This window comes from Duganella margarita (assembly GCF_009857535.1).
Lineage (GTDB): Bacteria > Pseudomonadota > Gammaproteobacteria > Burkholderiales > Burkholderiaceae_D > Rugamonas > Rugamonas margarita.
The window spans coordinates 126,751-151,018 of sequence record NZ_WWCS01000002.1 but is presented as its reverse complement, the minus strand read 5'-3'; the positions used below and the strand labels follow the sequence as shown (position 1 = coordinate 151,018).

The following is a 24,268-nucleotide window of genomic DNA, read 5'->3' as shown; positions in this document are numbered from 1 at the left end:
CACCCCATTTACATATCCATGTTCAGCTTCTTCAAGAAAAAACCTGTCGCTCCCGAAGCGCCTGTGGCGCCTGTCGCCGCCCCGGCCGTGGTTTCCGCGTCCCCTTCCGCTCCCGTCACGCCCGATGTTGCCGACCTGCTGCCGATCGAAGAGCCGGCGGAACGTAAGCAATCGTGGATGGCGCGCCTGAAGGCCGGCCTGTCCAAGACCTCCAGCAACCTGTCGGTGCTGTTCATCGGCGCCAAGATCGACGACGACCTGTACGACGAGCTGGAAGCGGCGCTGCTGATGTCCGACGCCGGCGTCGACGCCACCGAATACCTGCTCGCCGAGCTCAAGCGCAAAGTCAAGGAAGACAAGCTGCTCGACGCCGCCGCCGTCAAGGCCGCGCTGAAACAGCTGCTGATCGACCTGCTGACGCCGCTGGAGCGCCCGTTCGTGCTGGGCCGCCACACGCCGACCGTGATGATGATCTCCGGCGTCAACGGCGCCGGCAAGACCACCACCATCGGCAAGCTGGCCAAGCACATGCAGACCCACGGCCAGTCGGTGCTGCTGGCCGCCGGCGACACCTTCCGCGCCGCCGCCCGCGAGCAGCTGATGGTCTGGGGCCAGCGCAACAACATCACCGTGATCTCGCAAGCCTCGGGCGACCCGGCCGCCGTGTCGTTCGACGCCGTGCAGTCCGGCAAAGCCAAGGGCATGGACGTGGTCATGATCGACACCGCCGGCCGCCTGCCGACCCAGCTGCACCTGATGGAAGAACTGAAAAAGGTCCAGCGCGTCATCGGCAAGGGCATGGACGGCGCACCGCACGAAACTCTGCTGGTGATCGACGGCAATACCGGGCAAAATGCGCTGGCGCAGGTGAAAGCCTTCGACGATGCCCTCAAGCTGACCGGCCTGGTGATTACCAAGCTGGACGGCACCGCCAAGGGCGGCGTGCTGGCCGCGATTGCGCGCGTGCGTCCGGTGCCGGTGTACTTCATCGGCGTGGGCGAGAAGATCGAAGACCTGCAGCCGTTTGTGGCTGCCGAATTTGTCGAAGCACTGCTTGGCTAATCCTACTCACCAGACCTCTATGATCGAATTCCGGAACGTCTCCAAACAATACTCCACCGATGTGATGGCGCTGCGCGACATCTCGTTCACGGTGGAAAAAGGCGAACTGGTGTTCCTGGCCGGCCCTTCCGGCGCCGGCAAATCCACCCTGATGAAAATGATCGCCGCGATGGAGCGGCCGACCTCCGGCCAGGTCATCGTCAACGGCCAGGACATCAGCCGCATCAAGCCGGTGGCCGTGCCCTTCCTGCGCCGCAACCTCGGCCTGATCTTTCAACAACAACGGCTGCTGACCGACCGCACGGTGCTGGCCAACGTCATGCTGCCGTTGCTGGTGACCGGCGCCTCCCACACGCAAGCCGAGCAGCGCGCCCGCGCCGCCCTCGACAAGGTCGGCCTCGGCGACCGCGCCAACGCCCAGCCGCTGGCCCTGTCCGGCGGCGAGCAGCAACGGGTGTCGATCGCGCGCGCCATCGTCAACCGGCCGCAAGTGATTTTGGCCGACGAACCGACCGCCAACCTCGACCGCGCCAGCGCCAACAAGGTGCTGGATGCCTTGAAAGCCTTCAACTCGGTCGGCGTCACCTGCCTGATCTCCAGCCACGACGAGCAGATGCTGGACGCCGCCGCGCGCGTCATCCATCTCCACCGCGGCCAGGTGGGAGCAGCAGCATGACCTACTGGTTCCGCCAACACCGCTACGCGCTGTCCGCCGCGCTGGTGCACCTGCGCCGTTCGCCGGGCAGCTTCCTGTTCAATATACTGGTCGTGGCGATCGCGCTGGCCCTGCCCTTCATGGGCGTGACGCTGCTGGACAATGTGCGGCCGATGTCGGAAACGCTGTCCGTCGATCCGGAAATCAGCATCTTCCTGAAGCAGGACACGCCGCGCGACCAGGCCGAAGCGCTGGCCGTGCAGCTGCGCCAGACCGTCAAGGACAAGCAGGCCAAAATCGTCTTCACGCCGCGCGAAAAAGCGTTGGATAACCTGAAGGACAAGAACGGCCTGGCTGATGTGCTGGCCACGCTGGGCGACAACCCGCTGCCCGACAGCTACGTGCTGAAGCTGGACGCCTTCCGCAACGCCCAGGCCGGCGGCGACGTCGACCAGTTGGCCGAGCAGATCCGCGCGCTGCCGGGCGTCGACACCGTGCAGGTCGACTCGGCCTGGGTCAAGCGCCTGGCTGCACTGATCAATATCCTGCGCCTGGCCTTGCTGCTGCTGGCGGCGACGCTGGGCACGGTGGTGGTGGCGGTGATCTTCAACACCATCCGCCTGCAGGTCCTGACCCAGCGCGAGGAAATCCTGGTGTCCAAGCTGATCGGCGCCACCGACAGCTTTATCCACCGCCCCTTCTATTACACCGGCGCGCTGCTGGGCCTGGGCGCCGGCGCGCTGGCGCTGGGCGCGGTGACGGCGGCGCTGCGGCCGCTGAATACCGCGATTGCCCAATTTGCCAGGTTGTACGCGTCCGAGTTCCAGCTGGCGCCGCTGCCGCCGGCCGCCATGGCGGCCCTGCTGGCACTGTCTGCCACGCTCGGCCTGATCGCCGCCCGCCTGTCGGTCAAGCGCCACACGGCCCGCCTCAACTGATCCCTCCTGCCGTTCCGTGCGTCGGCGCACGGAACGCGCCATCCCGGCGGCTTAGGATGTTTTCCATCATTAAGCCCGCCCTAAGATCCATCGCGCATTCTAAACACATCGGCACTCCCGATAGTGTTCTACTATCAGGCCCATTTATTTTGGGTGATTGGCACTCATCGATAGAGAGTGCTAATATATGTCCATCAGAGTACATAGGTGCTCTCAAGCAGTATTCAAGCGAAGGAAACGAAAATGACTATGATGTCCGTGGTACCTGCGAAAAACAGTGCTCTGGGACTCGGGTTTAGTGGCAACCTGGGCAACCTGGATGCTTACATTTCGGCTGTCAATCGCCTGCCGATGCTGACGCACGACGAAGAAATTTCGCTGGCTAAACGCCTGAAAGACCAGGCCGACCTCGGCGCCGCCGAACGGCTGGTGATGTCCCACCTGCGCCTGGTGGTATCGATCGCCCGCGGCTACCTGGGTTACGGCCTGCCGCACGGCGACCTGATCCAGGAAGGCAATATCGGCCTGATGAAGGCGGTGAAACGTTTCGACCCCGATCAGGGTGTGCGTCTGGTGTCGTACGCCATGCACTGGATCAAGGCCGAGATGCATGAATACATCCTGAAGAACTGGCGTCTGGTCAAAGTTGCGACCACCAAGGCCCAGCGCAAGCTGTTCTTCAATCTGCGCAGCCACAAGACCGGCCTGGACGCGATGACGCCTGCCCAGATCGATCAACTGGCCAAGACGCTGGACGTCAAGCGCGAGGAAGTGATTGAAATGGAAACGCGTCTGAGCGGCCGCGACATCGCGCTGGAATCGCCGACCGATGATGAAGATGACAAGTTTGCGCCGATTGCTTACCTGTCGTCGGAAGCCTCCGAGCCGACCCGCGTGCTGGAAGCCGAACAGGTGACCCGTCTGCAATCGGAAGGACTGGAAGAAGCGCTGGGCAAGCTGGATGCGCGTTCGCGCCGCATCATCGAGTCGCGCTGGCTGGCCAACGACGACGGTTCCGGCGCCACGCTGCACACTCTGGCTGCCGAGTTCGGTGTATCGGCCGAACGCATCCGCCAGATCGAAGCGGCTGCGCTGAAAAAAATGAAAGGTGCGCTGGCCGCTTACGTCTAAGCCGTCCAAGCCCGCACCGTAGTGTCCCCAGCTGCCGCCGGCGTTCGCGCCGCGCGGCACTTTTTTTTTGGCGCCTCCTTGAGCTAGCGCTGACCTCGTGCCGTTCGTGCGCCACGCCCATGGTCTTTTTGCTAAGCTTGCCTCCAACTGAAGCAAGAGGTCCACAATGAAATCAACCATATTCCGGCAGCTGATCGTGCTGCCGTTGCTGGCGGCCGTCATGGCCACCTTGTACGCCTGCGGCGCCGCCAACAGCCGCGCCGTTGCCGCGCCTGCGCATTTCACCACCGTCTACGTGCTGCGCCAGGGCGCCAGCGCGGCCATCACCGGCGCCGCCGCCAAGCCCAGCGCCAGCATCGGCGCCAGTGCCCCAGTGGTGCGGCTGGAGCGCGTCAACGACAGCCGCTGCCATCCGGGCGCGGTATGCGTCTGGGCCGGCTACATCAGCTTCAGCTTCACGCTGCTGCAGCCGGATGGCAGCGCCAGCAACTTCGTCCTGTCCGACAACATGCCCAACGGCACCCCTAGCGTCACGCGCAGCGGCCTGACCTTCACGCTGGCCGGGTTCCAGCCACAACAGGTGCCTGCAAAAAATGAGGCGCCGCCGGATTATCAGGTAAGCTTAAAGGTGAGCAACATTAACCCACCTTAAAGCTTGCCCACATGACCTTCTCGTCCCGCGCCCGTCCCTTCCGCATCGTTCTCGTTTCCTCCATCATTGTTGCCCTGGCCTTGCCGGCCGCCGCCAAGACCCCGGTGGCCACCGGCACCGGCGGCGCTGTCGCCACCATCAGCGAGCAGGCCTCACAAGCCGCCATCGCCATCCTCAACCAGGGCGGCAATGCGATCGACGCCACGGTGGCGGCGGCCGCCACGCTGGGCGTGACCGATCCGTTCAGCTGCGGCATCGGCGGCGGCGGTTTTATGGTCATCTATCTGGCCAAGGACAAGCGCGTGATCACCATCGACCACCGCGAAACCGCGCCGGCCAGCTTCACGCCGAGCGTGTTCCAGAAGGATGGCAAGGAGCTGGATTTCGACACCGTGGTGGCCAGCGGCATGTCGGTCGGCGTGCCCGGCACGGTGCGCGGCTGGCATGAAGCGCTGGACCGCTATGGCTCGATGTCGTTCAAGCAGGTGCTGGCGCCGGCCATCGATGTCGCCAGCAAGGGCTTCAAGGTCAGCGACAACTTCTCGCATCTGATTGAGGGCAACGAGGCCAAGTTCGCCATGTTCCCCGCCACCGCCGCGCTGTATCTGAAAAACGGCAAGGCCCTCCCGGCCGGCAGCACGCTGCGCAACCCGGATCTGGCCAAGGCCTACCGCGAACTGGCCGCCGGCGGCGTCAAGGCCTTCTACAGCGGCAAGATGGCGCGCGCCGTGGTCGATGCGGTCAATGCCCCGGCCACCGCGCCGGGCAAGCAAGTCAGCGCCGGCAAGATGACGTTGGCCGACCTGTCCAACTACGAAGCGCGCCTGCGCCAGCCGGTGCACAGCACCTATCGCGGCTACGATTTGTACGGCATGCCATTGCCAAGCAGCGGCGGCGTGGCGGTGGCCGAGGCGCTGAATATCCTCGAAGGCTACGACCTCAAAGCCATGCCGCGCGCCAGGGCCGAACACCTGTACCTGGAAGCCAGCCGGCTGGCCTTCGCCGACCGCAACGCCTATCTCGCCGACCCCGAATTCATCGACGCGCCGGTGGCCGGCCTGCTGAGCAAGGACTACGCCGCGCGCCGCCGTGAGCTGATCAATCCGGAGCAGGCCAGCGTGCAGGCGCCGGCCGGCGATCCGTATCCGTTCCAGAACGACGTCAGCGTGCCGCTGCGGCCCAACGCCAACAAGCTGATTGCCGAAGGCGCGCACACCACCCACCTGACCGTGTCGGACAAGGAAGGCAATATCGTCTCCTACACCTACACGATTGAATCATGGGGCGGCAGCGGCATCGTGGTGCCGGGCTACGGCTTCCTGCTGAATAACGAGATGACCGACTTCGACTTCTCCGGCCCGGCGCCGAATGTGCCGGAGGCCGGCAAGCGTCCGCGCAGCAGCATGTCGCCAACTATCGCCTTCAGGAACGGCAAGCCGGCGTTCTCGGTCGGCAGTCCGGGCGGCGCCACCATCATCACCACCGTGCTGCAAACCATCTTCAACTATGTCGACCTGGGCATGAGCATGCCGGACGCCGTCAACGCGCCGCGCCTGTCAGAACGCAATGGCATGGCGACCGATGTGGAGCCGGGCTTCACCGGCAGCGCGCAGGCGCAGGCGCTGGAGAAAACCGGCCAGCACTGGAGCAAGACGCCGGAAGAAATCGGCGCCGCCAACGCCCTGGTGTTCAATCCCGACGGCACGGTAACGGCGGTCAGCGAAGGCCATCGCCACGGCGTCGGCAGCGCGCTGGTGCAGAAGACCGCACACTAAGCCTGCAACACCATCCACGCCTGCAAGGCGTCGACCGCCAGCTCGCACGCCAACAGGTGACGCGGGCAGTCGCCGCGACAGAATGACGGCGACGGCGGATCGAGGCGGCTGACCGAGCGCACCAGCGTCGGCAGGTCCGCCAGGCCGCTGCGGCCCTCTTCCGGTTCACTCATCAAGGCGCGCATGCAATGGCCGGCCAGCCCGGCGGCGTACTCGCGCACCTCGTCCGACAGCTGGAACGGCAGATCGTAAAGTTGCATGGAGACCCCGCAGCTAAGCCATGATTAAGTATTTGCTCACAATATTAATCCCGGCCACCTGGCAAGAACATCACTCACTTGGGAGAAGACATGAAAAAATGGATGCGCGCCAACAAGGGCTTTTTACTGTTCCTGATGTTGTTCGGGATTTTCCGCACGGCGGTCGCCGACTGGAACCCGATTCCGTCGTCCTCCATGCACCCCAACCTGCTGGAAGGCGACGTGGTGTTTGTCAACCGCCTGGCCTACAACCTCAAGGTGCCGCTGACCGATATCGTCATCCATCCGACCGGCGAACCGCAACGGGGCGACATCGTCACCTTCTCGTCGCCGGTCAACGGCACGCGCCTGATCAAGCGTGTGATCGCGCTGCCGGGCGACCGCGTCGAAATGCGCAACGATGAGCTGATCATCAATGGCCAGGCGGCCGCCTACACGGCGCTCGGTCATGGCGTGGAAAGCATCCAGGGCGTCGGCGACCTGGCCGCCGTGCAGGTCAGCGAAGCGGTTGGCCAGAGCCGCCACGCGATCCAGTTCCTGCCGCAGATAAAGGCGCGCCGCGATTTCGCCGCGCTGGTGGTGCCGCCCGGCGAATACATGATGTTGGGCGATAACCGCGACAACAGCGCCGACTCGCGCTACATCGGCCTGGTGCCGCGCGCGCTGCTGATCGGCCGCGCCGAACGGGTGCTGGCATCGGCCGACATCACCGGCAACTGGATGCCGCGCGCCGAACGCTTTGGCATGAGCCTCTATCCGAAGCAATAAGCAAAGCGGCAAGCGCCGCGCCGGCGGTGTTATGATGATGTAGTAAATTCATAACATTGCCGGTGTCTTCATGATCGATTTTCAAGGCCTGTCCAAAGTCTACGGCAGCTTCAACGCCGTCAAGCCACTGACGCTGACCGTGCAGCGCGGCGAAGTGTTCGGCTTCCTCGGCCCCAACGGCGCCGGCAAGACCACCACCATCCGCATGATGATGGGCATCCTGGTTCCGAGCGGCGGCCGGGTGCTGATCGATGGTCTCGATTGTCACGCCGAGCCGGCGGAAGTAAAGCGCCGCGTCGGCTATCTGCCCGACACACCGGTCTTCTACGACTACCTGCGCGGCCGCGAGATCCTGCAATTCGTCGCCGAGATGCACGGCTACCCGCGCGCCGACGCGGCCGCACGCAGCGCGCGCCTGCTGGCGGAATTCGGCCTGACCGAAGCCGGCGAAGACTACGCCGTCAACTACTCGCTCGGCATGAAGAAGCGCCTCGGCCTGGCCTGCGCGCTGATCCACGATCCGGCAGTGCTGATCCTCGATGAGCCGATCAACGGCCTCGATCCGCGCGCCTCGCGCGATGTGCAGGAACGCCTGCTGGCGGCAGCCGCGCGCGGCGTCACCATCTTCGTCTCCACCCACTTGCTGGACATGGCCGAAAAGCTGTGCGACCGCGTCGGCATCATCCATCGCGGTGAGCTGGTGGCCACCGGCACGCTGGACCAGATCCGCGCCGAGTCCTCCGCCAGCGGCTCGCTGGAAGACGTGTTCCTGAAGATCACCGACGAAGCCGCAGAAGAGACGCCGCAATGACCGCGCTGCACACCATCTGGCTGATGACGCGCATGCGCCTGACCCGACAGCGCAACATGGTGTTCAACAATCTGTTCCGCTTCAAGAAGAAAAAGCCGCGCGACACCAGTGGCGGCAAACGTAGCAGCCTGTGGGTGCTGACCGCAGTGATGGTGCTGTTCATGTCCTTCTCGTTCGTCAGCGTGTCCAACAACGCGGTGCTCAACATGCAGTGCCGGCTGGCGCCGGCCAGCAAATGCCACTTCATCGACTCCCATGGCGAACATCACACTGAACTGCATGTCGCCGAGGAGGAACTGGCCACCGCGCCGTTCGCGCCGGCGCTGATGAACGGGCTGACGATGGAAGTCACCATCTTGCTGTTGATCGCCGTGCTGATGCCGCTGGGGAGCAAGGAGATGGCGCAGCCGGACTGGGATCTGGAATGGCTGGTGACGATGCCGGTGGAGCGCAGCACATTGCTGTGGGGCCGCGTGCTGGAACGCAGCGCCAGCAACGTCGCCGGCTGGTTCGCAATGGTATCGGCCTACAGCGTCATCGCCTGGCATTCCGGCTACGCCTGGAGCGCGCTGCCCATCGCGCTGCTGGCCGCCGCCGTGCTGCTGCCGCTGGCGTCGATGCTGCACACGCTGGCCGACACTGGCCTGCGCATGTGGCTACCCGCCGCCCAGCTGCGCAACATGCAGGCCATCACCGGCTTATTCAACCTGCCGCTGATCTACTTTGTCATGGCGCTCGGCATGCCGCAGGCGAACGCGTTTGCGATGGACTGGGCACGCGCTTTTCCGGCCTGGGTGAGCTGGACGCCGCCCGGCCTGGTGCTCCAGGCGATCCAGGCGCAGGACGCGACGCAGCTGGCCGAACGCGTGGCGCTGCTGCTGGCGCAGGTGATGCTGCTGATATGGGGCGGCATGGCGCTGTTGCGCCACCAGCTGCGCCACGGCGTGGTCAATTCCGGCTCGCGCGAAAGTGCGCGCACCAGCGCGCGCACCGCGCAAGCCAGCGCCGCGCCGAGCGGCATGGCGGCGCTGCTGTCCACCGTGCTGTCGCCGATCAAGCGCCGCGAGCTGCGCTTGCTGAGCCGCGACCGCAACTTCCTGTTCCAGACCTTGCTGCTGCCGATTATCATCGTCGGCAGCCAGATGATGTTCAACGGTAAGCTGAACAGCCTGGCGGAGCTGGGCGATCACCACCTCGTCGCCGCCGCCGTCGCCTTCGGCATCGGCGTCTATGTGCTGATGCTGTCGGCGTTCCAGACGCTCAACAACGAAGGCCAGGTCCTGTGGCTGATGTACACCGTCCCGCGCTCGCTGGAAAGCGTATTGAAAGAAAAGGCGCAGCTGTGGGGCGGGTTGACGATGGTGTATCCAGCCGTCGTCCTCGGCATCACCGCGTGGTACACCACGGACTTCGACTGGAGCATGCTGGCGCTGGTGCTGACGGTGTTCATCGGCATTCCGATCTACTCCATGATCGCCGTCTCGCTGGGCGTGTTCGCCTGCGATCCGCTGGCGGTGGATGCGCGCACGCGCGTGCGGCCCACCTACGTCTACCTCTACATGCTGCTGGCCAGCTTCTACACCTGGTCGATCTACAGCAATGTGTGGTCGCAAAAGCTGGTGGTGATGGTGATGGTGGCGTCGATGGCGCTGGCGCTGTGGCAGAAAGCGCGCGACGCCCTGCCCTACCTGCTCGACCCGGCCGCCGCGCCGCCGCCGCGCGTCTCCGCCGCCGACGGTCTGATCGCCGCCACCGCCTTCTTCATCCTGCAAGGCCTGGCGCTGCTCATCATCGGCAAATCCGATCTGCGCGCCATGACCTTCGCGTTCGGCATCGCCGGCCTGGTAATCTATCTGCTGATGCGCTTCGTCTACTGGCGCAACAAGGCGGCCGGCGTGCCGGTCATCGTGCGCGGCATGGACATCAACGTATCGCTGCGCAGCGCCGCCATCGCCGCCGCCGTCGCGTGCGTGCTGGGCGTGCTGTATCTGACGCTGATGCAGCACACGGCATTGTGGACGGAACTGATGAAGGACGGACCGAAGCTGGTCGGCGCGCGCGGCTGGATTCTGGCGCTGGCCGTGGTGGCGGCGCCGCTGTGCGAGGAATTCATCTTCCGTGGGCTGATCTACGGCGGCCTGCGACGTTCCATAGGAGCGCCGCAAGCGATGCTGATGAGCGCCGCGATTTTCGCGGTGGTGCATCCGCCGTTGTCGATGCTGCCGGTTTTCGCGCTGGGACTGTGCACCGCCTGGACCTATGAACGCAGCAAGACGCTGCTGGCGCCGATGCTGGTGCACGCCACCTACAACGCCGTGATCCTGTCGCTGCAATTCTGGTTGTAGCAGCGCTGGCAGGAATTGACTGTTTTATGTCATTCCCCCGCATCGGAGGGTGAAGATAATGACCGCATGCGATCATTACTCCTCTCCCTCCTGCTGTTCTGCCGCCTCGCCGTCGCCGGCGAGATTCCAACCTATTCGAACCTGCATGCACGCGCGCAGCCGGTCGTCGCTGTCGTCGGCTACAACGGCGGCACCGAGCTGACCGACTTTGCGATTCCCTACGGCGTGCTGGCGCGCTCTGGCTCCGCGCAGGTCATCGCCGTCGCCACGCAGTCCGGCCCGATGACGATGAAGCCCGCGCTGCGCATTCAAACGCAAGACACCATCGCCACCTTCGACGCCCGCTTTCCGGATGGCGCCGACTACGTCATTGTGCCGGCTGTCGTCAAACCAAACGACGCCACGCTGGTAGCCTGGGTGGCGTCGCAAGGCGCCAAGGGCGCCACCATCGTCAGCATCTGCGACGGCGCGCTGGTGGTAGCCAATGCAGGCTTGTTCAAGGGCCGCCGCGCCACCGCGCACTGGGCCACCGGCGACTATCGCCGCGAGCATTATCCCGACACGGAATGGCTATCTAACGTGCGCTACGTTGCCGATGGCCGCGTCATCTCCAGCGCCGGCGTCAGCGCCGCCATGCCGACCGCACTGGCGCTGGTGGAAGCTATCGCCGGCAACGCCCGCGCCAGCGCCGTTGCACGCGACATCGGCGTCAGCGACTGGAGCACGATGCACAACAGCGACATATTCCATCCAAGACTGGGCGTCAATCTCGGCGCTTACCTCACCGGCTACACCAACCAATGGTTCCATTCGGCGGAACGGATCGGCATCACGGTTGCGCCGGGCGTGGATGAAGTTTCGCTGGCTTTCACGGCGGACGCGTGGGCACGTTCCAAGCGCAGCCAGGTCTACACGGTTGCCGCCTCCACCACTGCACTGTCATCGCAACACGGCCTGACCATCCTGCCCGACTACGCCGCCACCGACGCCGACGCGCCACCAGCACTGCCGGCAACCGCCGCTGTCCTGCCGGGCCAGGCGCTGGACCGCGCGCTGGAAGAACTGGCGCAGCGCTACGGCCGCCGCACCGCCTTCCTGGTCGCGCTGGAACTGGAGTATCCTTCCTACCGATGAAAGCCCATACCACCCTGCGCGTCGTCCTGCTGGCCTATGACGACATGAATCTGCTGGACCTGAGCGGCCCGCTGCAAGCACTGTCCACCGCCAGCAAGCGCCATAGCGGCAACGGCGCGCCGCTGTACGAAGCCATCGTCGCTTCCGGCAGCGGCGGCTTGATCACCACCAGCGCCGGACTGCCGGTGATGACGGTCTCCATCGCCTCGTTGAACGATCAGCCCATCGACACGCTGATCGCACCGGGCGGCTGCAAGGGCCAGGAATTCTACGCGCCATCGGCACTGGTCAACTGGATCGCGCAGCAGGCGCCGCGCGTACGGCGGCTATGCTCCGTGTGCACCGGCGCCTTCCTGCTGGCCGCCGCCGGACAACTGCAAGGCAAGCGCGCCGCCACGCACTGGGAATGGGTGGACCGCCTGCGCAAGCTGCATCCGCAAGTGGACATCGACGCAGACAAAATCTTCATCAAGGATGGCGCGGTATGGACCTCGGCCGGCGTCAGCGCCGGCATCGACCTGACGCTGGCGCTGATCGAAGAAGACTATGGCCACCAGGTCGCCATCGAAACCGCGCGGCAGATGGTGATGTTCATCAAGCGCTCCGGCGGCCAGTCGCAATTCAGCGTGCCGCTGGCGGCGCAATCGCAGGAAGGCGGACGCTTTGACGATCTGCACACCTGGGTCGCCGCCAACCTGCACGAGAACCTGACGGTGGAGCGGCTGGCCGAACAAGCCGGCATGACGCCGCGCACCTTCGCCCGCAGTTACGCCGGCCAGCTGGGACGCACGCCTGCCAAGATGGTGGAAGCGATGCGGCTGGAAGCCGCCTGCCGCGCATTGGAAAAGACCGCGCTGCCGCTAAAAACCATCGCGGCCAATACCGGGTATGTGGAAGAACAGAATTTGCGGCGCGTGTTCCAGCGCCAGCTGGGCGTCAGCCCCGGGCAGTACCGCAGCCGCTTCTCCGGCCACGGCGCCGCCGCGCGCGACTAGTCTTTGTAGCGCACTTCGGCCAGTGCAAACGCGCCGCCGTGATAGGTCACGGACGCATTCTGGTCCGGATACTGGCCGCTGTCCGGGAAGCTGGCGTCAAACTGCGACGAGCTGTCCTTCGGCTTGTACCCCAGGTGCGCCGCCTTGCTGTTGTCCCACCACGCCACGTCGTTGTTCGACATGCCGAACAAAATGGTAAAGCCCACGCGGGTGGCGAACAGCGACTGGCGCAGCGCTTCCACCAGATCGTCGTAACTCAGCCAGGTCACCATCATGCGGCGGTCCTTCGGTTCCGGGAACGAGGAGCCGATGCGCAGGCTCACGGTCTCAAGGCCAGTGCGGTCCCAGTAGTAGCTGGCCAGCTGCTCGCCGAAGCACTTGCTGACGCCATAGAACGAATCCGGACGCGTCGGCGCGGTAGCGTCGATGTAGTCGGTGTTGCGGTAGAAGCCCACGGTGTGGTTCGAGCTGGCGAACACGATGCGCTTGACGCCCAGCTTGTGCGCCGCCTCGTAGATATTGGCGGTGCCCAGGATGTTCGCGTGCAGGATGTTCTCGAAGGTGTTCTCGGTCGAGATGCCGCCGAAGTGCAGCACCGCCTCCACGCCTTCCATCATCTTCATGACAGCCGCTTTGTCGCCCAGATCGCAGACGACGATTTCCTCGCCCTCGCGCGCTTCGCCCAGATCGGCGATGTCCGACAGCACCACCACATCAGCCCACGGCTTGATGCGGTCGCGCAGAACTTTACCGAGGCCGCCGGCGGCGCCGGTCAGCAGCAGTCGTTTAAATGGCTTGCTCATAATGTCTCCGTTATATGTCGTCGTTCCCGCGCACGCGGGAATCCATGCTGATTGTGATGATGCGTTCTATGGATTCCCGCCTGAGCGGGAATGACGGCGCTTACGTCACTGGGGCCGGGTTGAACAGCACCAGTGCATTATGCAGCTTCCATTTTTCCGCCCACGTCTCTTTGCCGGAAGCGACGTCCAGCAGCATCTGGAACAGCTCCCAGCCGACATCGGCGATGGTGGCTTCGCCGCTGGCGATGCGGCCGGCGTTGATGTCCATCAGGTCGTGCCAGCGGTTGGCCAGGTCGTTGCGGGTGGCGACTTTAATCACCGGCACTTCGGCCAGGCCGTACGGCGTGCCGCGACCGGTGGTGAACACGTGCAGGTTCATGCCGGCCGCCAGTTGCAGCGTGCCGCAAATGAAATCGCTGGCCGGCGTGGCGGCGTAGATCAGGCCTTTCTGCGTCAGCTTCTCGCCCGGCGACAGCACGCCGGAAATCGGCGAGCTGCCCGACTTGACGATCGAGCCCATGGCTTTTTCCACGATGTTCGACAGGCCGCCCTTCTTGTTGCCCGGCGTGGTGTTGGCGCTGCGGTCAACGCCGCCGCGCGTCAGGTATGCATCGTACCAGGCCATCTCGCGGATCATGGCCTCGGCCACTTCCGGCGTGGTGGCGCGCGACGTCAGCTGGTCGATGCCGTCGCGCACTTCGGTCACTTCCGAGAACATCACGGTGGCGCCGGCGCGCACCAGCAAATCGGTGGCAAAGCCCACGGCCGGATTGGCGGTCACGCCGGAGAAGGCGTCGCTGCCGCCGCACTGCACGCCCACCACCAGCTCCGAGGCCGGCACGGTTTCGCGCTGGCGCTTGTTCAGCTCCGCCAGGTTTTTCTCGGCCTGCTTCATGATCGAGTCGATCATCGACATGAAGCCGACGTGCTGCGCATCCTGCAGACACACCAGGCCCGGATCGGCGCCGCCGGCGTTCTGGATCGGAATCGAACCTTTCGGGAACAGGCGCGTCGGCTGCAGTTTTTCGCAACCGAGGCTGACCACCATCGCCTGGCCGCCAAAGTTGGGGTTCAGCGCGATATTGCGGATGGTGCGGATCGGGATCGGCGCGCCCGGCGCGTCAATCGCCACGCCGCAGCCGTAGGTATGCTCCAGGCCCACCACGTCGTCGACGTTGGGATACTTCGGCAGCAGCTCGCTCTTGATGCGCTCCACCGCAAATTCGACTACGCCCGACACGCACTGCACGGTAGTGGTGATGGCCAGGATGTTACGGGTGCCGACGCTGCCGTCGGGATTGCGGAAGCCCTCGAAGGTGTAGCCTTCCAGCGGGTCCATCGGCGGCGGCTTGATGGTGGCGATCGGCAGGCCTTCCAGCTCGCGCGCGGCCGGCATCTCGACATTGTGCTCGGCCAGCCAGCTGCCGGCCGGCAGATCCTTGGCGGCGAAGCCGATGGTGACGTTGTAGCGGATCACGCGGTCGCCCTTGGCCAGGTCGCGCAGCGCCACCTTGTGGCCTTGCGGGACCGCTTCCAGCAGCGTCAAGCCATTCGGGAACACGGCGCCGGCGGCCAGACCGCCGTCGTTGACGACAATCGCAACGTTATCGTTGTCGTGCATGAGGATGTAGCGCGGCGTATTGGCGGCGCTGGTCGGTGTGGTCATGGGCTTTCCTACGTTGTTTTTTGGTCTCGTAAAGTGGTCTGACCACTTCTGTTATTGGCCGGCCATCCGGTGGATTGTGGCCTGCACGCCACAGTCTGGATGCCGCATGTTTCCTAGGGTTTTGCCTATCAAACACGGGGGTCAGACGGTCGCTCGATGAATTCAGTATGCCAGTATAAAATAAATTTGGCTAGTCCACATTGCGCATTTGGTCTGACCACCTTAGAATGGCCTGACCAGATGGCAAATCAATAAGCCACGCATACAAACGAGACAAGCAATGTTGAAAAAGACCGTTCTTCCTGTCGAGAACTCCGCTCACGAGCCACGCCTCTATCGTGTGGTGGCGGACCGCATCCAGGAACTCATCCGCAATGAACACATCGCCCCCGGCGAGCGCCTGCCGTCGGAACGCGACCTGGCCACCAAGCTCAGTGTCAGCCGCGCCTCGCTGCGCGAAGCGCTGATCGCGCTGGAGCTGGGCGGCGTGATCGAAGTGCGTGGCGGTTCCGGCGTCTACGTCAGCGACGTGCCCGAGCCGGCCGACAGCGATCTGCCGGAAGCCGGTCCCGGTCCCTTTGAAGTGCTGTCCGCGCGCCGCCTGATCGAATCCGAGATCGCCGCCATCGCCGCCCGCGTCGCCACCGACAGCGCCATCGACGCCATCCTGCAGGCGGTGGTGGAGATGGAAAAAAACCACGACAACTATTCCAGCAACGAGCAGGCCGACCGCAACTTCCACCTGGCCATTGCGCGCGCCACCGGCAACAGCGCGCTGGTCGGATCGCTGACCTATTTGTGGGACCAGCGCGGCCGCCTGTGGCACAAGCTGAAAGAACACTTCCAGACCGAGGAACTGCGCCAGGAAACGCTGAAGGACCATCGCCGCATCCTGGAAGCGATTGCCGACCACGATCCGGCGGCGGCGCGCAAAGCCATGCGCGCCCACCTGGAACGCGTGACCCGCACTTTCTCGCGCGGATAACAGAACAGAACTACAACACCCGTAGTAACGCAGGACCGGCCTCGAAGCCGGCCGCACAAAAAGTAATCAAGTTATCGACCGGCTCGACCTAGGCCTTCCCTCTGCACCCTGCACAGCGGCCCTCGTCACAGCGGCACGGAGTACGCGAGGTGCTCCACTCACGCATGCGCTGTTCAGCGCTGCGTATAACTTTATTCAAGAGACGAAGGAGACAACACCATGAAGTCCGAGAACCCGGTCCAGAACCGTTCCGCCCAACCGCGCCTGCTGCTCACCGCAATCAGTCTGGCCGTCCTCACCCTGACCAACACCGCCTACGCCCAGGACGGCGGCGAAGGCCCGATGACCCGCGTCGAAGTGACCGGTTCGAGCATCAAGCGCGTGGCCAACGAAGCCTCGCTGCCCGTCAGCACCATCAAGGCCGAAGACCTGGTCAAGCAAGGCATGACCACGCTGGCCGACGTGATGATGGCGCTGCCGCAATCGGCATCGCTGGCGCCGTCGAACGCCGGCTCCGGCACCAACATCAACCTGCGCGGCCTGGGCGTAAACCGCACCCTGGTGCTGCTGAACGGCCGCCGCCTGGCCAACGAAGCGATTTCCGACGGCTACGCCAACCTGGACGTGATTCCGATGAGCGCCCTGGCCCGCGTCGAGATCCTGCGCGATGGCGCCTCCTCGATCTACGGCTCCGACGCCATCGGTGGCGTGGTCAACTTCATCACCAAGACCCAGTACGACGGCCTGCAACTGACGGCGCAAGCGGTGCAGCCTGAGAAAAAAGGCGGCGGCGACGAGCAGCGCGCCACCGTCACCTGGGGCAAGGGCAATCTGCAACGCGACGGCTGGAGCTTCTACGCCACGCTGGACGCGCACCAGCGCACCCGCCTGGCCTCGTCGGACCGCGCCTATCTGAGCACGCCGGAAATGCTGGCCGCACTGGGTCGCGCGCCGTCGCTGGGCACCGGCGGCAACGCCACGCCGGCCAACTTCACCACGCCGACCAACAAAACCGCACAGAATCCTTATGCGGCCAGCGGCTGCCTGGCGCCATACTCGATCGTTGGCCAGAAAGGCACCTGCGTACTGGATAACAATGAGTACGGCACCGCGCTGTACGCCAACCAGCAGGTCACCTTCTACACCCGCGCCTCCAAGCAGCTGAGCGAAGACCATGTCATCTACGTCGATTACTCGCGCGGCGAAGAGTTCATCCTCGGCACCAAGAACCCGACCAATGCGCTGGCCGTCAACGGCGTCGCTGCCATCCTGCCGTCGACCAGCAAATGGTACCCGGGCAAAAGCGGCGGCGTGCCTGCCGTGGCAGGCCTGAACAACGCACCGCTGACCGTGACCTGGGCAGTGGCCGACGGCGGCCTGGCCACCACCAAGGACGTGCAGCTGAACCAGCGCCTGGCAGTGGTCGACGAAGGCACGCTTGCAGGCTGGGACTACAAGGCCGGCCTGGTGATCGGCATCTCCGAGCGCAGCGGCTACTACTACTCCGGCTACTACAAAGGCCAGGGCCTGCTGGACGGTCTGAAAAACGGCAAGCTGAATCCATTCGGCCTGCAAGACGCCGACGGCAAGGCTTACCTGGACAGCATCAGCGTGGACGGCGCCAAGAACCGCTACTCGAAATCGACCTTCACCGGCGTCGACGCCACCGTCAGCCGCGCGCTGATGGAACTGCCGGGCGGTTCGCTGGCACTGGCCGTGGGCGTTGACCTGCACCGCGACACCACCGAAGACACCAAGCTGCCGATCGGCGGCGAAGTCACCTACGCCAACGCCACGCCATCGCACGGCGAAGGCCAGCGCAACGTCGCCGCGCTGTTCGCCGAGATCAACCTGCCGGTCACCAAAACGCTGGAACTGAACGCCGCCGTGCGTGACGACCATTTCAGCGACTTCGGTAACACCATCAATCCGAAAATCAGCTTCCGCTGGGAGCCTTCGAAACAGCTGATGTTCCGTGGTTCGGCCAACACCGGCTTCCGCGCACCGACGCTGTTCGACGCCTACGGCTATCGTCTGCCTGGCGCCACCGGCCTGACCGCCGCCAAGTGGGACGATCCGGTCCTGTGCCCGGGCGGCACGCCAGGCGTGGCCGGCACCGGCACCGCGCTGCCAGGCTATGTGGCATCGACCGTCTGCAACACCACGCTGCCTAAACAGACCGGCTCCAACGCCGGCCTGAAACCAGAGAAGTCCAAAGGCTTCACGCTGGGCGTGGTGATGGAACCAGTGAAGAACGCGATGGTCTCGTTCGACTACTGGAACATCAAGATGACCGACATGCTGGCCAACTTGCCAGAGCAGGTGTACTTCCTGGACCCGGTCAAATACGCATCGTATTTCGTGCGTAACGCCGACGGCACCATCAACTACATCAACAACACCATCATGAATCTGGGTGGCCAGAAGGCTGCCGGCGTGGACGTTTCGGGTTCGTACAACTTCCCGAAAACCGCCTACGGCGATTTCAAGGTGGCGATCGATGGCACCTACCTGACCCAGTTCGACAACCAGCTGTATAACGGCAGCCCGTTCGTGTCGAACATCGGCCAGTTCGGCCTGGCCAGCAACGGCACCACCTCCAGCTTCCCGATCATCACCTACCGCTGGAAGCACACGCTGAAACTGAACTGGGCGGCGGGTAACTGGAGCAGCCAGCTGACCCAGAACTACAACTCGAAGTACACCGACCAGAATCTGGTGGCCAAGCAGTACTGGCGCAACATCAATTCCTACAAGCTGTGGAACGCGACCACCACCTACAACGGCTTTAAGAATATCCAGGTTACCGCCGGCATCACCAATCTGTTCAACGTGGCGCCACCAGCCACCAACAGCAGCTTGTACACCTATGGTTACCTGAGCAGCGCCGGCAGCGCCATCGGCCGCGCGTACAACGTGCGCATGACCTACACTTTCTGATGAAAGCGTGGCTGCATAAACTGAGTCACTCCGCCTGAGTATGGGGCGCCGGACCGCATCACGGCCGGCGCCCCTTTTTTTTCGGATCGCACCATGAAATTCCTCACATCTTCCGCCGCCGCCCTGTTGCTGCTGGCCGGCGCCACCTACGCTGCCGACGCTCCCGCACCAGCACCAGCACAAACACCGGCCAAACCAGTCCGCATCATTCTCGTCGGCGACTCCACCATGGCCAACACCAGCGGCTACGGCGACGCCTTCTGCTCGCGCGTCAATCGCGCCAACACCTGTATCAACCTGGCCAAGGGCGGCCGCAGCTCCGGCAGCTTCCGCGCCGAAGGCCGCTGGGACGAAGTCGAAGGCCTGCTGCGCGGCGCCGCCGCTTACCGCGCCACCTATGTACTGATCCAGTTCGGCCACAACGACCAGCCAGGCAAGCCTGGCCGCTCGACCGACCTGAAGACCGAATTCCCCGTCAATATGGCACGCTACGGACAGGAAGTGAAAGCGCTGGGCGGCGTGCCGGTGCTGGTCACGCCGCTGACCCGCCGCACCTTCAAGGACGGCGTACTGGAAAATAATCTGACGCCCTGGGCGGAAGTGATCCGCGCCACCGCTGCCACGCAGCACGTACCGCTACTGGACCTGAACGCGGACAGCTACGCCGCCGTGCAGGCCATGGGCCAGGACGAAGCCGACACGCTGGCCATGGTGCCGCGTCCGGCCGACTTTGGCTCCGCGCCAACCGCCGGCAAAGTGGAAGTGGCAGGCGCCGCCAAGTCGGCATTCGACCGCACCCACGTCGGCGCCAAAGGCGCGGCCTACTTCTCGCGCATGGTGATGGAAGAACTCAAACGCGCAGTGCCGGATCTGGCCGGGCAGTTCAAGCCGGAGAGCGAGCAGTGACAGCGCGCCGCCTCGTTCCCCTCGCACTCTTCGTCGCATTCTGGGCACCAGCGCACGCACAGGACAGCCGCAAAGTCACCGAACCGGTCGCGCCGCCATCGTGCACCGTGCTGACCGCCGGCGGCGCCGTCGATGATACCGCCCGCATCCAGTCCGCCATCGACCAATGCCCTGCCGGCCGCGCCGTGCGCCTCTCCGGCAGCAACGAGAAGCAGCGCTTTGTCGCCGGCCCGCTGGCGCTGCGCAGTGGCGTCAGCCTGCTGGTGGACACCGGCGCCACGCTGCAAGCCAGCAGCAATCCCAAACTGTATGACCGTGGCGCCGGCACCTGCGGCACCATCGACAAACAGGGACGCGGCTGCAAACCCTTCATCACCATCGACAACGCCAAGGGCAGCGGCATCTACGGCGAAGGCGTGATCGACGGCCAGGGCGGCCATGTGGTCGACGGCGGCACGGAATCATGGTGGCAGCTGGCGCGCCGCGCGCAAAAGGAAGACGCGCGCCAGAACGTGCCACGCCTGATCGAAGTCACCAACGCGCAGAACATCACGCTGCACAAGATCACGCTGCGCAACTCGCCCAACTTCCACGTAACGCTGAACAAGGTCGACGGCTTCACCGCCTGGGGCATGCGCATCGATACGCCGGCCACCGCGCGCAATACCGACGGCATCGATCCAATCTCGTCGCGCAACGTCACCATCGCCTACAGCCATATCCGCACCGGCGACGACAACGTCGCCGTCAAAGCCGGCAACAACGGTCCGACGGAAAACATCTCCATCGTGCACAACCGCTTCTACAGCGGCCATGGCATGTCGATCGGCAGCGAGACCAATGGCGGCGTGCGGAACGTGCTGGTCGACGACCTGAGCATGGACGGCACCACATCCGGCCTGCGCATCAAGAGCGACGTCTCGCGCGGCGGCGTGGTGGACCGCGTCAGCTATCGCAATGTCTGCCTGCGCGACGTGAAAACACCGATCGACATCAGCACCCGCTACGCCAGGGACGCACAGGGCACGCAGGTGCCGGTGTTCACCAACATCGACTTCGACGACGTGCACAGCGTGTCACCGGGCCGCGTGGTGGTGCAAGGCTACGATGAACAGCACCCGGTGCTGGCGCATCTGCATGACGTCAGCATCACCGGCAAGGCCGATCGCAAGATCGAATTCGCCCGCCTGACCGGCGATCCAATCAGCAGCAGCGACACCAGCAACTGCGCCAGCCGCTTCGTCCCCTTCCCGGAAAGCGCGGCGGTCAGCACGCGTCCGCAGCTCACGCAGGATCAAGCCAGGCAGTTCTCGTACGGCGAAGTGCTGAAGTACGTGGGCGTAGCCGGCAAGGAGACCGTCGATCCATGGGACCCGCTCAACGATCCGCTGGCCAAAGGCGCCGTCTTCACGCCCGACTACATCGTCGACAAGGCAGCAAAAGCCGACGGCGTCCGCACCTTCAACACGGTGCAGGAAGCCGTCAGCCGCGCGGTGCTGGACAGCGCGAGCAAGCGCCTCTACATCCTGCTGAAGCCCGGCGTGTATCCGGAACTGGTCTACGTCCCCGCCTCCGCCGCGCCGATCACCCTGTACGGCGAGGGCAAGGACGCGGCGGCGACGCGCATTACTGCCAGGCTGGAAGCCTCGATGACCGGCGCAGCGTATGACGCCGTGGCCGGCCCGCAGTTCGCCAGGGCAGCGCCGGCGGTGCAGGCGATGTACGCCACCATCAAGGATCGCGCGCAGATCGGCACCTTCGGCACGCAAACCGTGTGGACGCAGAATAACGGCTTCCAGGCGCGTAACCTGACGTTTGAAAACGGCTACAACAAGGACACCGGCAATGCTCGCGCCGAAGAACTCCCCAACATCAACAACGTCCACCACCAGGCGCTGGCGCTCAGCGTGGACAGCGCCGACAAGGCGCAGTTTGAAAACATCCGCCTGATCGGCTTCCAGGACACGCTGTATCTGAAGTCGCCGCAAATCGGCAGCACCGTGCGCAGCTTCTTCAACAAATCGTATATCGAAGGCGACGTCGATTTCATCTTCGGCGACAGCACCGCCTATTTCTACCAGACCGAGATCCGTACGCTGGGCGACCGCGGCGTGTCCTACACCGCCGCACCGAATACCTACCTGAAGACCAAGTACGGCTTCGTCTTCGACGACTGCCGCTTCACCCACGAGGGCAAGAAGACCGGCGACTTCTATCTGCTGCGCCAGTGGTTCGCCAGTTCGCGCTGCACGCCGTATGCGCCGCTGGCGTTGGACGGCTACAGCTGCACCTATGGCCCCGTCAACGTCTACAAGGCACCCACCGGCACGGTGGCGCGCGTCTCGCTGGAAGCCGTCGGCAAAATGGTGGTGCTGAATTCGCGCATCGGTGCGCACATCAACCGCCAGCATCCGTGGGCCGACTGGAACAAAAAGGGCACCATCTCCTTCCGCCCGGCGCAGTACAACTCGGACGACCACTGGAACAACCTGATTAAGGCCGGCATCGATCCCGTCAAGGATCTCGGCTACAGCAAACCGCCTTCGCCGCCAGAGGTCTTCCTCGGTGAGTTCAATAATTCAGATGAATAAGGAACACAGCATGACCATCAATAACCAACGCCGCAATTTGATGAAAGCCTTGCCGGCAGCTGGCGTCACGCTCAGCATTCCCGCCGTCGCCGCCACCGCGCCCGATCCGTGGCTGCAGGCGCAAGGCATCATCGATCACGTATCCAGGCCGCTGGTATTCCGCAAACAGGACTTCAACATCACCACCTACGGCGCCAAGCCGTGCAAGCTGACCAAGGTGAAAGCGTGGATCTCGCACGAAGAGCAGGAAGACCTGGGCACGCCGGCCGCCGGCGCTACCGACTGCTACGCCGCCATCAAGGCCGCCATCAAGGCCTGTAACGCGGCGGGCGGCGGCCGCGTGCTGATTCCGGCCGGCGACTGGTATTGCGCCGGCCCGATCGTACTGCTGTCGAATGTGAATGTGCACCTGGCGAAAGGCGCGCATGTCTACTTCAGCCAGAATCCGGCGGACTATGCCAAGTACGGCGACATCGACTGCGGCAAGAACGGCAAGCTGACCATCTCGCGTTGGCAAAGTAACGACTGCCTGAACTACTCGCCGCTGGTGTACGCCTATGGCCAGACCAACATCGCCCTCACCGGCGACGACTGGACCTCCATCCTGGATGGCCAGGGCGGCGTGCCGTTCAACGACGCCGGCGATTCGTGGTGGACATGGAAGGGCAAGCAGAAGACTATCAACTCCATCGGCCAGGGCACCACGCCCAACTTCAAGGCCGGCAAAATGTCGGAGAACACCGTCAATCCGCTCAACGCGGAATCGCTGGCCACCGTGGCGCCGGCGCTGACCGAGGCGGAGCGCCTGCTGATTCAAGGTGAAGGCGACAAGTGGCGCGCCGACGCGCAGTACCTCCCGGCGCTGTCGGAAGCCGGCGTGGCGCTATCGAAGCGCATCTTCGGCGTGGGCCACTATCTGCGTTCGCCGATGATCCAGATTATCGGCTGCACCAACGTGCTGCTGCAGGGGTACAAGGTGCAGAACACGCCGTTCTGGCAGCACCACCCGGTCCACTGCCGCAACCTGGTGATCCGCAAGGTCTACATGCACAGCCACGGCCCTAACAGCGACGGCTTCGATCCGGAAGCGTGCGACCACGTGCTGGTGGAAGACTGTACCTTCGACACCGGCGACGACTGCATCGCGATCAAGGCCGGCAAGGATCAGGATACACAGTACGGACCTTCGCAGAATATCGTTGTCCAGAACTGCATCATGCACAGCGGCCATGGCGGCATTACCTTGGGCAGCGAGATGGCGGGCGGTATCCAGAACGTGTTTGCGCAAAAGCTGGTGTTTGAGAACGCCAACTGGAAGACCAATCCGCTCAACACGGCGATCCGCATGAAGACCAATATGAATCGCGGCGGCTTCCTGCGTAACTTCTACGTGCGCGATTGCACGGTGCCGAATGGCGTGCAGATTACGCCGTCGTTCTACGCATCGCTGCCAGGTTCGCCGATCCAGTCCAAGACCGTGGCGACGGCGGCTGGCGCCATCGTTACCTTCGATTGCGACTATACGCCGATCAGCGACAACGTGCGCATTCGTCCGCCGATTGTGGATAACATCCAGATTTCCAACGTCAAGGCCAGCAACGTGAACAAGGATGGCAAGACCGCATCCTGCTTCCAGGCGATTGTCATTCTGGGGCCGGTGGCGTCGGACTACAACGGTCCACAGCCGATGCCGCCAGTGTTCCCGGTGACGAATGTGTCGATCAGCGATTGCGATTTCGGCACGCCGGTGAACGCCGCGTCGCCATGGTTCCTCTACAACGTCAAGAACATGATGCTGAAGAATGTGACCATTGGCGACAAGGTGCATAACACCGTACTGTCAGCCTGAGA

Annotated in this window: 19 protein-coding genes; 16 read left to right on the top strand and 3 right to left on the bottom strand. The window is 64.0% G+C overall.

What is annotated here, in order from left to right:
- Positions 1 to 18: 18 nt before the first annotated feature.
- The 6 genes from ftsY (at position 19) to ggt (ending at position 6,213) form a co-directional block, all read left to right on the top strand.
- Positions 19 to 1,062 carry a signal recognition particle-docking protein FtsY gene (ftsY, locus tag GTP55_RS03240; RefSeq protein WP_161043547.1) on the top strand — a complete coding sequence of 348 codons (1,044 nt, stop codon included), beginning with the start codon at positions 19 to 21 and terminating at the stop codon, positions 1,060 to 1,062.
- 19 nt (positions 1,063 to 1,081) lie between these two features.
- On the top strand, positions 1,082 to 1,738 hold the full coding sequence (ftsE, locus tag GTP55_RS03235) for a cell division ATP-binding protein FtsE (RefSeq protein WP_161043546.1): 657 nt from the start codon (positions 1,082 to 1,084) through the stop codon (positions 1,736 to 1,738).
- Entirely contained in the window at positions 1,735 to 2,655 is a 921-nt protein-coding gene (ftsX, locus tag GTP55_RS03230; RefSeq protein WP_161043545.1) for a permease-like cell division protein FtsX, read from the top strand. Before ftsE ends, ftsX begins: the two co-directional genes overlap by 4 nt.
- 243 nt (positions 2,656 to 2,898) lie before the next feature.
- Complete coding sequence (gene rpoH, locus GTP55_RS03225) at positions 2,899 to 3,786, top strand: RNA polymerase sigma factor RpoH (protein WP_371867993.1); 888 nt, start codon at positions 2,899 to 2,901, stop codon at positions 3,784 to 3,786.
- A gap of 166 nt (positions 3,787 to 3,952) precedes the next feature.
- The gene (locus tag GTP55_RS03220) at positions 3,953 to 4,438 is read left to right on the top strand and encodes a hypothetical protein (RefSeq protein WP_161043544.1); all 486 of its coding nucleotides are present in this window, start codon (positions 3,953 to 3,955) and stop codon (positions 4,436 to 4,438) included.
- A gap of 11 nt (positions 4,439 to 4,449) precedes the next feature.
- Positions 4,450 to 6,213: a gamma-glutamyltransferase gene (gene ggt / locus GTP55_RS03215; RefSeq protein WP_161043543.1), complete on the top strand. Its 1,764-nt coding sequence runs from the start codon at positions 4,450 to 4,452 to the stop codon at positions 6,211 to 6,213.
- Here ggt and GTP55_RS03210 read toward each other — a convergent pair.
- A complete protein-coding gene (locus GTP55_RS03210) occupies positions 6,210 to 6,473 on the bottom strand; it encodes a hypothetical protein (protein ID WP_161043542.1) in 264 nt (87 codons plus the stop codon). The two genes, ggt and GTP55_RS03210, sit on opposite strands and share 4 nt — an antisense overlap.
- A 90-nt stretch (positions 6,474 to 6,563) precedes the next feature.
- Between GTP55_RS03210 and lepB the strand changes: the two genes are divergently transcribed.
- From lepB to GTP55_RS03185, 5 genes are all read left to right on the top strand, one after another.
- Positions 6,564 to 7,241, top strand: a complete 678-nt coding sequence (gene lepB, locus GTP55_RS03205) for a signal peptidase I (RefSeq protein ID WP_161043541.1) — start codon at positions 6,564 to 6,566, stop codon at positions 7,239 to 7,241.
- 70 nt (positions 7,242 to 7,311) lie between these two features.
- Positions 7,312 to 8,052, top strand: coding sequence for an ABC transporter ATP-binding protein (locus GTP55_RS03200; protein ID WP_161043540.1), 741 nt, complete (start codon positions 7,312 to 7,314; stop codon positions 8,050 to 8,052).
- A complete protein-coding gene (locus tag GTP55_RS03195) occupies positions 8,049 to 10,397 on the top strand; it encodes a CPBP family intramembrane glutamic endopeptidase (protein ID WP_161043539.1) in 2,349 nt (782 codons plus the stop codon). Before GTP55_RS03200 ends, GTP55_RS03195 begins: the two co-directional genes overlap by 4 nt.
- Before the next feature lie 66 nt (positions 10,398 to 10,463).
- On the top strand, positions 10,464 to 11,531 hold the full coding sequence (locus tag GTP55_RS03190) for a DJ-1/PfpI family protein (protein ID WP_161043538.1): 1,068 nt from the start codon (positions 10,464 to 10,466) through the stop codon (positions 11,529 to 11,531).
- Positions 11,528 to 12,526: a GlxA family transcriptional regulator gene (locus GTP55_RS03185; RefSeq protein ID WP_161043537.1), complete on the top strand. Its 999-nt coding sequence runs from the start codon at positions 11,528 to 11,530 to the stop codon at positions 12,524 to 12,526. The genes GTP55_RS03190 and GTP55_RS03185 overlap by 4 nt, the downstream gene beginning before the upstream one ends.
- On the opposite strand, the gene GTP55_RS03180 is transcribed toward GTP55_RS03185, so the two are convergent.
- Both GTP55_RS03180 and garD read right to left on the bottom strand, forming a co-directional pair.
- Positions 12,523 to 13,329: an NAD-dependent epimerase/dehydratase family protein gene (locus GTP55_RS03180; RefSeq protein ID WP_202423511.1), complete on the bottom strand. Its 807-nt coding sequence runs from the start codon at positions 13,327 to 13,329 to the stop codon at positions 12,523 to 12,525. The two genes, GTP55_RS03185 and GTP55_RS03180, sit on opposite strands and share 4 nt — an antisense overlap.
- A 100-nt stretch (positions 13,330 to 13,429) precedes the next feature.
- Positions 13,430 to 14,995, bottom strand: a complete 1,566-nt coding sequence (garD, locus tag GTP55_RS03175) for a galactarate dehydratase (RefSeq protein ID WP_161043536.1) — start codon at positions 14,993 to 14,995, stop codon at positions 13,430 to 13,432.
- Positions 14,996 to 15,275: 280 nt separating this feature from the next.
- On the opposite strand from garD, the gene GTP55_RS03170 reads away from it, so the two are divergent.
- From GTP55_RS03170 to GTP55_RS03150, 5 genes are all read left to right on the top strand, one after another.
- On the top strand, positions 15,276 to 15,980 hold the full coding sequence (locus GTP55_RS03170; RefSeq protein WP_161043535.1) for a FadR/GntR family transcriptional regulator: 705 nt from the start codon (positions 15,276 to 15,278) through the stop codon (positions 15,978 to 15,980).
- 219 nt (positions 15,981 to 16,199) lie between these two features.
- A complete protein-coding gene (locus GTP55_RS03165) occupies positions 16,200 to 18,920 on the top strand; it encodes a TonB-dependent receptor plug domain-containing protein (protein WP_161043534.1) in 2,721 nt (906 codons plus the stop codon).
- Positions 18,921 to 19,013: 93 nt separating this feature from the next.
- Positions 19,014 to 19,826: a rhamnogalacturonan acetylesterase gene (locus GTP55_RS03160; protein WP_161043533.1), complete on the top strand. Its 813-nt coding sequence runs from the start codon at positions 19,014 to 19,016 to the stop codon at positions 19,824 to 19,826.
- Positions 19,823 to 22,417, top strand: a complete 2,595-nt coding sequence (locus GTP55_RS03155) for a pectinesterase family protein (protein ID WP_161043532.1) — start codon at positions 19,823 to 19,825, stop codon at positions 22,415 to 22,417. Before GTP55_RS03160 ends, GTP55_RS03155 begins: the two co-directional genes overlap by 4 nt.
- A 10-nt stretch (positions 22,418 to 22,427) precedes the next feature.
- Positions 22,428 to 24,266, top strand: coding sequence for a glycoside hydrolase family 28 protein (locus GTP55_RS03150; RefSeq protein ID WP_161043531.1), 1,839 nt, complete (start codon positions 22,428 to 22,430; stop codon positions 24,264 to 24,266).
- Positions 24,267 to 24,268 lie beyond the last annotated feature (2 nt).

Excerpts from the sequence above, each read along its gene's own strand:
- lepB (WP_161043541.1), top strand. The coding sequence starts at position 6,564 with ATGAAAAAATGGATGCGCGCCAACAAGGGCTTTTTACTGTTCCTGATG.
- GTP55_RS03200 (WP_161043540.1), top strand. The coding sequence starts at position 7,312 with ATGATCGATTTTCAAGGCCTGTCCAAAGTCTACGGCAGCTTCAACGCC.
- GTP55_RS03195 (WP_161043539.1), top strand. The coding sequence starts at position 8,049 with ATGACCGCGCTGCACACCATCTGGCTGATGACGCGCATGCGCCTGACC.
- GTP55_RS03180 (WP_202423511.1), bottom strand. The coding sequence starts at position 13,329 with ATGAGCAAGCCATTTAAACGACTGCTGCTGACCGGCGCCGCCGGCGGC.
- ftsE (WP_161043546.1), top strand. The coding sequence starts at position 1,082 with ATGATCGAATTCCGGAACGTCTCCAAACAATACTCCACCGATGTGATG.
- GTP55_RS03160 (WP_161043533.1), top strand. The coding sequence starts at position 19,014 with ATGAAATTCCTCACATCTTCCGCCGCCGCCCTGTTGCTGCTGGCCGGC.
- GTP55_RS03185 (WP_161043537.1), top strand. The coding sequence starts at position 11,528 with ATGAAAGCCCATACCACCCTGCGCGTCGTCCTGCTGGCCTATGACGAC.
- rpoH (WP_371867993.1), top strand. The coding sequence starts at position 2,899 with ATGACTATGATGTCCGTGGTACCTGCGAAAAACAGTGCTCTGGGACTC.
- ggt (WP_161043543.1), top strand. The coding sequence starts at position 4,450 with ATGACCTTCTCGTCCCGCGCCCGTCCCTTCCGCATCGTTCTCGTTTCC.
- ftsX (WP_161043545.1), top strand. The coding sequence starts at position 1,735 with ATGACCTACTGGTTCCGCCAACACCGCTACGCGCTGTCCGCCGCGCTG.
- GTP55_RS03170 (WP_161043535.1), top strand. The coding sequence starts at position 15,276 with ATGTTGAAAAAGACCGTTCTTCCTGTCGAGAACTCCGCTCACGAGCCA.
- GTP55_RS03150 (WP_161043531.1), top strand. The coding sequence starts at position 22,428 with ATGACCATCAATAACCAACGCCGCAATTTGATGAAAGCCTTGCCGGCA.
- GTP55_RS03190 (WP_161043538.1), top strand. The coding sequence starts at position 10,464 with ATGCGATCATTACTCCTCTCCCTCCTGCTGTTCTGCCGCCTCGCCGTC.
- GTP55_RS03220 (WP_161043544.1), top strand. The coding sequence starts at position 3,953 with ATGAAATCAACCATATTCCGGCAGCTGATCGTGCTGCCGTTGCTGGCG.
- ftsY (WP_161043547.1), top strand. The coding sequence starts at position 19 with ATGTTCAGCTTCTTCAAGAAAAAACCTGTCGCTCCCGAAGCGCCTGTG.
- GTP55_RS03165 (WP_161043534.1), top strand. The coding sequence starts at position 16,200 with ATGAAGTCCGAGAACCCGGTCCAGAACCGTTCCGCCCAACCGCGCCTG.
- garD (WP_161043536.1), bottom strand. The coding sequence starts at position 14,995 with ATGACCACACCGACCAGCGCCGCCAATACGCCGCGCTACATCCTCATG.
- GTP55_RS03210 (WP_161043542.1), bottom strand. The coding sequence starts at position 6,473 with ATGCAACTTTACGATCTGCCGTTCCAGCTGTCGGACGAGGTGCGCGAG.